7 protein-coding genes are annotated in these 8,359 nt (G+C 66.0%); 5 read left to right on the top strand and 2 right to left on the bottom strand.

The genetic code is table 11. The features are described 5' to 3' along the window. Nucleotides 1-2,074, bottom strand: a 2,074-nt coding sequence (locus AC2VON_RS26875; RefSeq protein ID WP_486955494.1) for an MMPL family transporter, incomplete at its 3' end; no start/stop codon positions are given. A gap of 143 nt (nucleotides 2,075-2,217) precedes the next feature. Between AC2VON_RS26875 and AC2VON_RS26870 the strand changes: the two genes are divergently transcribed. The 3 genes from AC2VON_RS26870 (at nucleotide 2,218) to AC2VON_RS26860 (ending at nucleotide 4,768) form a co-directional block, all read left to right on the top strand. Next, the gene (locus AC2VON_RS26870) at nucleotides 2,218-2,862 is read left to right on the top strand and encodes an SOUL family heme-binding protein (RefSeq protein WP_486955493.1); all 645 of its coding nucleotides are present in this window, start codon (nucleotides 2,218-2,220) and stop codon (nucleotides 2,860-2,862) included. Next, the gene (locus tag AC2VON_RS26865; protein ID WP_486955492.1) at nucleotides 2,862-3,362 is read left to right on the top strand and encodes a TspO/MBR family protein; all 501 of its coding nucleotides are present in this window, start codon (nucleotides 2,862-2,864) and stop codon (nucleotides 3,360-3,362) included. The genes AC2VON_RS26870 and AC2VON_RS26865 overlap by 1 nt, the downstream gene beginning before the upstream one ends. 176 nt (nucleotides 3,363-3,538) lie before the next feature. Beyond that, nucleotides 3,539-4,768 (top strand): PE-PPE domain-containing protein, encoded by a 1,230-nt coding sequence (locus AC2VON_RS26860; protein ID WP_486955491.1) that lies wholly within the window; start codon nucleotides 3,539-3,541, stop codon nucleotides 4,766-4,768. Nucleotides 4,769-4,813: 45 nt separating this feature from the next. On the opposite strand, the gene AC2VON_RS26855 is transcribed toward AC2VON_RS26860, so the two are convergent. Further along, nucleotides 4,814-6,175 (bottom strand): TIGR01777 family oxidoreductase, encoded by a 1,362-nt coding sequence (locus AC2VON_RS26855; protein WP_486955490.1) that lies wholly within the window; start codon nucleotides 6,173-6,175, stop codon nucleotides 4,814-4,816. A 53-nt stretch (nucleotides 6,176-6,228) separates the two neighbouring features. Between AC2VON_RS26855 and AC2VON_RS26850 the strand changes: the two genes are divergently transcribed. Continuing rightward, a complete protein-coding gene (locus tag AC2VON_RS26850) occupies nucleotides 6,229-7,203 on the top strand; it encodes an SDR family NAD(P)-dependent oxidoreductase (protein WP_486955489.1) in 975 nt (324 codons plus the stop codon). A 91-nt stretch (nucleotides 7,204-7,294) separates the two neighbouring features. Then, nucleotides 7,295-8,359, top strand: a 1,065-nt coding sequence (locus AC2VON_RS26845) for an NAD(P)/FAD-dependent oxidoreductase (protein WP_486955495.1), incomplete at its 3' end; no start/stop codon positions are given.

Here is an 8,359-nt window from a genome sequence, read left to right as displayed (position 1 = left end):
GCGCTGCGTCGTTATCAAGGTGTGAGCGTAACGGAAAAGTAGGCCACCAGATCCGGTCGCCGATCAGCGCGAACAGCGCCGGAATGATCAGCGTGCGGACAACGAAGGTGTCGAGCAGAATTCCGAGCCCGACGATGACGCCCAGCTGAGTCAACACGATCAGCGGCAACACGCCAAGCACGCAGAACACCGCGGCCAACACCACTCCGGCGCTGGTGATGACGCCGCCGGTGGCCGAGACCGCGCGCACCATGCCGTCTCGGGTGCCGTGTTCACGGGTCTCTTCGCGGGCGCGTGTCACCAGGAAGATGGTGTAGTCGACGCCGAGGGCGACCAAAAACAGGAACGCGAACAACGGTGTGCTGTTGTCCAACGCGGGAAAGCCGAACACATGGATGCTGGCCCAGCCGCCCAGGCCCAGCGCGCCCAGTGCGCTGAGCACGGTGGCGCCGACCAGCACCGGTGGCGCGATCACCGCGCGCAACAGCACGCCGAGCACCGCCAGCACGACCAGCAGAATCGCCGGGATCAGCACCAGGCGGTCACGGGCGGCGGCATCACGGGTATCGAGTGCTTGCGCATCCGCACCTCCGACCAGTGCCCTCGGATCCACCGATCTGACCGAATCCCGGAGAGCATCGATGGTCTTGAATGCTTCGGTGGTCGACGGGGCGGCGTCGATCACCACCGAGAACCTAGTCAGCCCGGAGGTCGACTGACCCGTAGCAGCCGCCGAGACAACGCCGGGGACCGCGGTGATGGCCTGTTGGACCTGTGGCGCTCGGGCGGTGGCGGCGATCACGACGGTCGGGTCGGATGCTCCGCCGGGGAAGTGCGCGGCCAGCATGTCGAACCCGGTGACCGAGTCGGCGTCGACGCGGAACTGTTCGGTCTGCGACAGGCCGATGTGGGTGGTGAACAACCCGGTGGCCGACGCGGCCAACATGGTGACAGCCAGCGCGCAGACCGGGCCGGGCCGGCGGCCGACCGCATCGGCGACCCGGTGCCAGACCCCGGTCGCCGACGTCGGTGGGTCACCGGCGCGGGGAATGAACGGCCAGAACACGTTTCGCCCGCACAGCGCCAGCAGTGGGGGCAAGGCCAACAACACGAATAAAGCGGCCACGGCGAGTCCGCAGGCCGCGCAGATACCCAGGCTTCGAGTGCTTGGAGTCACTGCGGCGATCAGCGTCAGCAAGGCGAGCACGACGGTGGCGTTGCTGGCCAGGATGGCTGGGCCGGCGGCGCGAACCGCCCGGCGCAACGCGGCGCGACGGCCCAGGTCGTTGCGCAGTTCTTCGCGGTAGCCCGAGATCAGCAGCAAGGCGTAGTTGGTGCCGGCACCGAAGACCAGCACGCTGGTGATGCCGGAGGTGGCGCCGTCGAAGGTGACACCGGTGATCTTGGCGACATCGGCGCCCACCACGGTGGCGACCCGGTCGGCGAACCCGATCACGGTGAGCGGAACCAGCCACAACACCGGTGAGCGATAGGTGACGATGAGCAGAACTGCGACCACCAGGGCGGTCACCACCAGCAGGGTGATGTTCGCGCCGGTGAACGCGTTGGCGATATCGGCGCCGAAGGCCGGCCCGCCGGTGACGTGCGCGGTCAACTCCGAGGGCAGCCCGTCGACGGCGGCTGCCCGCAGCGCCGTGACGGCGTTGCTGAGCTCGAACCCGGACAGCTTTGCCGTCAACGACACCGTGGCGATTACCGCTTGGCCGTCTCCGGACGCCAGCACCGGTGCCGGTGCGCCGGGCAGTGTCTGCGCAACCCGCTGCATGCGCTCGCGGGCCTGCTCGGCGGCACCCAGATCGGCAGGTGTCAGTGGTGACCCGTCGCTGCGGGTGATGACCAGGATCGCCGACACCCGGTTGCCGCCAGGAAACTGGCGCAGAGCGGCCGTGGCCGCGGCGGACTCCGACGAGCCGGGCACGGAAATCGGCGACTGCGTGGCGGCGCTGTTGTCGCCGCTCAGAGCCATCAACGCACCCGAGACCATGAGGATGGCCAGCGCCACCAGCCACGAACGACGTCCAGTCACCGAGGCAGACACGCGCTCCCAGCACATGACCCCGAGCATTTCACGCAGTTAAAAATTGATCAACTGAACAAAGTGTCGGAAGCCCGGTAAACTGCTTGCGTATATCAGGACGATGCGCCGGCGCCGAGACAGGTATATGCCCTCAGAAACCGCTGGATAAGGAGACAGTCATGCTGGGAACAATCGCCAAGGTGGCGAAAGGGCTGCTCGAAGCCGGTGGCTCGGTCGTGGGCGTGCGCCACGGCACCGAAGAGCCTGCACACAGCGTCGAGCAGCTCACTGGCGACGTGGAGATTCGGCGCTACGGTCCGCGGATCGCTGCGGAGACAACCGTCATAGCCGATGAGGAGGCGGCCCGCAGCGCCGGTTTCAGGCGCCTTGCCGGTTACATCTTCGGCGGCAACCGTTCGGACACCAAGATCGCCATGACTGCACCCGTCGCCCAACAGCCAGGAGGCCAGCACGGTGAGAAGATCGCGACGACGGCCCTGGCATCACAAGAAGTCAACGCCGGTGGCGGATGGGTGATCCGCTTCTTCATGCCTGCCGAGAAGACAATGGAGTCACTGCCCGAGCCGAATGACCCTGCCGTACGGTTGGTGACTGTCCCGGCCGAGACCGTCGCGGTTCGCCGGTTTTCGGGCAGTACCAGTCACCGCACGGTCGCGTCGCAGACGGCCGAGCTGATGCGAGCCCTACACGAAATGGGTTTTGAGCCTGTCGGCACATCCTCCGCGTGGTTCTACGATCCGCCGTGGACCGTCCCGATGTTTCGTCGCAACGAGATCGCCGTACCTGTCAAATCACACCCCTGATGCGAAGGACCAACATGCGTCGTTCTACGTTGCTCGCCACCATCGCTGCGGTCGCTGCCACGTCCACAATCGGCGGTCTAGCGACCGCTCCGGCTATCCAACAGAACTGGTATGAACAGCTGCGAAAGCCGGGCTATCAACCGCCCCGACAAGTGTTTCCGGTGATTTGGTCGGCGCTGTACGCCGACGTCGCGGTCGTTTCGGCGTCCACGATCGACCGGTTGAGGGACACCGGTTTCGACGGTCGACGTCGGGCTTACCAGGTCGCGCTCGCCGTCAATCTCGCCCTCAACGCCAGCTGGTCGTGGGTCTTCTTCAACCGGCGCCGTTTCGCCTCGGCGACGGTCCTCAGCGCCGTGCTGACGGCCAGCAGTGCCGATTTGGCTCGTCGGGCGATCGACGCGCGGGGGGCGCGCGCGGTGCCGCTGCTGCTGTATCCGCTTTGGTGCGGCTTCGCCACCGTGCTGTCAGGGCACATTTCTATGCTGAACCGCACATGACGCGAGCTTCGAAGTTGTTCGCAGGAGCGGCATTAGGTGGTGAGCAAGAGCTCGGAAAGACGTGTGACGGTAACCGAAGCCTCGTCTCGTCATGAACAACGGTAACGACGAAAGTCATTATGAAACAAGCATTCCCGGAGTTTACTATGGTAAGTGATCGGTACCGTTGGATCGGTATGGCGCTGTTAGCGAATGTCGGTACCAGCCTGTTGGCGTTGATGTCGGTGATGGACGCGGCGTCCGCCCAGGGTGACCCCTCAACCGATGGCACCGCGTTCATCATGGGCGGCACCTTGAACCCACAACCTGCGCCCAGTTACGTGACGGCCATCAACGATGCATACATTCAGTCCAACTCCCTTTTCGCGGGTTACACGCCGTTCGGGTTGTACACACCCGAGGGCGTCAACATTCCGGGTATCAGCGGTCTGACCCTGGATCAGTCGGTAGCGCAGGGCCAGTTGATCCTCAACGACGCGATTCTGGGACGGCCTGCGGACGCCGACACCCTGGTCTTCGGCTACTCGCAGAGCGCGGTGATCGCCACGCTGGAGATGAACGCACTTGACGCCCTGCCTCTGGACGAACGGCCGAGCCCAGATGAGCTGTCCTTCATGCTCATCGGCGACCTGGACAATCCTGACGGCGGCCTCTTCACGCGCTTCACCACGAACATTCCAGTCCTGGGTATCCCGTTCTACGGACCGACGCCACCGGACACGGTCTATCCGACCGATATCTACACTGGCCAGTATGACGGTGCCGCCGACTTTCCCCAGTACACCGGCAACCTCTTAGCGGATCTGAACGCCGTTCTTGGTGCACAATACGTGCACACCCAGTATGTGAATCTGACGGCTGAACAGATTCACAGCGCGGTGCCACTGGCAACGTCGCCCGGCTACGACGGGGTCACCCACTACTTCATGATTCCAACCCCGGACTTGCCGCTGCTGGAACCGCTGCGTGCAATTCCCGTCGTCGGAACGCCGCTGGCCGACCTGCTGCAACCGGATCTCACCGTCCTTGTCAACCTGGGCTACAACCCAAACGGCTATGCCGACGTGCCGACCCCGGCGCAACTGTTTCCCGGCTTCAACCTGATCGCCGATCTTGAACAGCTAGCTAAACCGTTACTTGACAGCCTCGGCGTGCATCTGCCCGAATACCCGAGCGTGCCTCCTCCGGATTTCAATCTGATAACCATCGTCGAACAGCTGGTCACCGGCGCCTATCAAGGCGTCAAAGACGCACTGGTTGCTCTGGGACTTCTACCGGAGTCGGAGTTTGCCACCACCTACCCGGCAATTAACACACCGGCGGCTGTGACAGCGATTGCCGCCGAACTCGGGTTGGATCCGACATGGTTCAGCTCAGGACTGGGTTCGTTGGATTTAGCGGGATAGCCCGAAACCAACCAGCGAACAAGCTGATTGGCGTCGCATGACCCACTACGGGGCAGCAGTACGGCCGAGCAGGTGACGCAAGGCCTGCTCGAGATTGGGATGGCGGAACCGGTGATCGGCACCGTGCAGGCGGGTGGGGACCACACGTTGACTCGCGCAGGCCAGTTCGCGGGAGCCCTGATCGCCCAACAGCATGCGGGGGCCGAGCGCTGGCACCGGCAACAGTGTGGGCCGGTTCAGAACGTGACCCAGGGTGCGGGTGTAGTCGACGTTTCGGACCGGCTCGGGGGCAACGGCGTTGACCGGACCGGACAAGCCGGTGTCCCACAGGCCGCGGTGGTAGATGTCGACCAGGTCGTCGATCCCGATCCAGGGCAGCCACTGCTGGCCGTCGCCGACCCGGCCGCCGAGCCCGGCGGCGAACAGCGGACGCAGCAGGCGCAGCGTCCCGCCGTGTGGAGATTGCACGATCCCGGTGCGGATACGCACCACCCGGATGCCGGCCTGTTCTGCCGGTGTGAGCGCGTCCTCCCAGTCGGCGACGGCGTCGGCGAGAAACCCCTCCCCGCGCTCGCTGTCCTCGGTCAAGATCTGGTCGCCGCGGTCGTAGCCGTAGTATCCGACAGCCGAGGCGCAGATCAGCACCCTCGGCCCGTCGGGGGTTCGCCAGGCCAGTTCGGCCAGCAGACGGGTCGGCCCGATTCGGCTGCTGCGGATCGCGCGTCGATGCCCTTCGGTGAAGCGACCCGCGATCGAGGTGCCGGCCAGGTGAATCACCGCGTCGACCCCTGCCAGCAGGCCCGGATCGGGATCATGAGGATTCCATTGCCGCTCATCGGATTTGGTCACAGCATGGCGCACCAGCCGAATGACCCGGTGACCGCCGGTGGAAAGGAACGCGGTCAGGGCCGAACCGACGAGTCCGGAAGAACCGGTGACGGCGACTGTCGCCGGGGCGAGGCCGTGCTCGACCGCGCGTTGGTGTGCGGCGAGGTCGTCGGCCAGTTGGCGATGCCGGTAGGCGAACATCGGACGCAACACCCGGCCGGGAATTGGGGATTCGACCCGGTCGACCACCCGGGTCTTACCGTCGGCGAGCTCTTCGAAGTCGTGCGTGTGCCGCCACCGGACCGCCAACGCCGCCGGCAGCGATGCCAGCCCGTCGCTGCTGATCTCGTCGACGAAGCGCCGCGGCGGATCGTAGGAGTCCGCCCGGTGCGCAGCGACCCAGCGAAGCCCGCCCGGCAGCGCGAGCATGGCACGGCCATCCTGCAGCGAACGGGCCTCCGCGACGACTCGTATCGGCTGCCATGGCGGCGACAGTCGCAGGAACGCTCCCGGCCGGCCGTACCAGGCGAAGATCTCATCACGTGGGGCGTCGACGACGCTGGAATAGACCAAACCCATCTTCCGACGCTACCGGGGAAACCATCGGCCCGCGATCAGGCACAGTGGTTGGCGTGAGTGCGCGCAACCCCGGCAGGTCGCTGCTGGACACATTTCTGGACCGGGCGGTCATCCCCGGCTACAGCCGCGTCGGTTACCGGCTGCGGCGATCGGACTGGGCAGGTGACCCTGCGCCGGGGGCGCTACGCGGGCGTAGCGCGATGGTCACCGGCGCCAACAGCGGGATCGGCATGGCGATCGCCGCCGGCCTGGCTGGGCTGGGAGCGCGTGTGCTGATGACCGTCCGCAATCGCGAACGTGGTGAGCAGGCACGCGATAAGCTCGCCGCGGCCCACCCGGACGCCGACCTGACGGTGGAGGTCTGCGACGTCGCCAACCTGGGTGCAGTGCGCGAATTCGCCGCCGACCTGGCCAGCCGGCTGTCAGCGCTGGACGTTGTCGTTCACAACGCCGGGGTGCTGCCGGCCACCCGCACCGAGACCGACGACGGGCACGAGCTGACGCTGGCCACCCATGTGCTGGGTCCGGTGTTGCTGACCGAGCTGCTCGCCCCCAGCTTGGCCAACTCCTGCGACCCACGGGTGGTCTTGATGTCCTCGGGCGGGATGTACACCCAAGCCCTGGCGGTCGAGGATCCCGAATACCGCAGTGGGCTCTACCGCGGCGCCACTGCTTATGCGCGGACCAAGCGGATGCAGGTGGCGCTCACCCCGATCCTCGCTGACCGCTGGGCCGGGCGAGGAATCTCGGTGTATTGCATGCATCCCGGGTGGGCGGACACACCCGGGGTGGCCGATTCCTTGCCGGTCTTTCGGATGCTGACCGGCCCACTGCTGCGCTCACCTGCGCAGGGCGCCGATACCGCCGTGTGGCTGGCCGCGACCACCCCCGCGCCGCCGACCGGCCGGTTCTGGCATGATCGGCGGCCGCGCCCGGAGCACTACCTGCCCCTCACCCGGGACAGCGACCGAGACCGTCAGCGCCTGTGGCGATACTGCGCACGCGCAATCGGCCTTGACGTGTCCTGACTCCACGTCACCCGCCGCTCGACGGCTGCGGCCAGCCCGGTGCGATCCGCGCCCTGTCTGGCTCCGAATACAAGATGTGCAGAGGTTCGACATACCCCGCTCCGTTGCGGTTATCGGCAGCGGCGTTTCCGGTCTGACGGCCGCCTACGTGTTGTCCGCGCAGGATCGGGTCACGCTCTACGAGGCCGACACGCGCCTGGGCGGCCACGCGCACACCCACCTCGTCGATCGCGGTGACGGCACTGCGGTCGCGGTTGACTCCGCGTTTCTGGTGCACAACGACCGGACCTACCCGACGTTATGCCGGCTGTTTGCAGAACTCGGTGTCGCCACCCAGCAGGCCGAGATGTCGATGTCGGTGCGGGCCGACGCCAGCGGACTTGAGTATGCGGGCGCGGTCGGCATCGGTGGCTTGTTTACCTCCTGGGGGTCGTTGCGGCCTCGCTATCTGGTGATGCTGGCCGAGATCGCCCGCTTCCACCGCGCCGCGACTGGTGTGTTGCGAGACGCGGCGGCCGACGATCTGGAAACGTTGGCCACATTTTTGATCCGCCAACGCTTTTCCGCGTATTTTGTCGAGCACTTCATCACGCCGCTGGTGGCGGCGGTGTGGTCGTGTGGGGCCACCGACGCGCTGCGCTACCCGGCCCGGTATCTGTTTGTGTTTCTCCACCACCACGGGATGCTGTCGGTGTTCGGATCACCGACGTGGCGCACCGTGAAAGGCGGGTCGGTGACCTACGTGAACGCCATCGTTGAACGGCTCGACCAGGTTGTGGTAGGCACCCCCGTGCACTCGTTGCGTCGGCTCCCCGACGGGGTGCTGGTGCGCGCCGGCGACGCTGCCCCGCGGCTTTTCGACGCAGCCGTCGTTGCCGTCCACCCCGACCAGGCGCTGCGCCTACTCGACAATCCCTCGCATGACCAACGGGCCGTGCTCGGCGCGATTCCCTACTCGACCAACCACGCTCAGCTGCACACGGACGAATCGGTGCTCCCGCGACATCGCCGAGCACGGGCGTCATGGAACTACCTGATCACACCGAACCGCCGCGCGGTTCTGGTCACCTACGACATCAGCCGGCTGATGCACATCGATGACGCCAACCGCCGATTCATGGTGACACTGGGCGGCGCTGACGTCATTGACCCCGAC

The sequence above is a fragment of the Mycobacterium sp. TH-M82 genome (genome assembly GCF_057473605.1).
Note: the sequence above shows the minus strand (reverse complement) of the source record. Positions and strands in the feature narration are given on the sequence as shown.

Coding starts and splice junctions, on each gene's coding strand:
- AC2VON_RS26865 (WP_486955492.1), top strand. CDS start 2,862: ATGCGAAGGACCAACATGCGTCGTTCTACGTTGCTCGCCACCATCGCT.
- AC2VON_RS26855 (WP_486955490.1), bottom strand. CDS start 6,175: ATGGGTTTGGTCTATTCCAGCGTCGTCGACGCCCCACGTGATGAGATC.
- AC2VON_RS26860 (WP_486955491.1), top strand. CDS start 3,539: ATGGCGCTGTTAGCGAATGTCGGTACCAGCCTGTTGGCGTTGATGTCG.
- AC2VON_RS26870 (WP_486955493.1), top strand. CDS start 2,218: ATGCTGGGAACAATCGCCAAGGTGGCGAAAGGGCTGCTCGAAGCCGGT.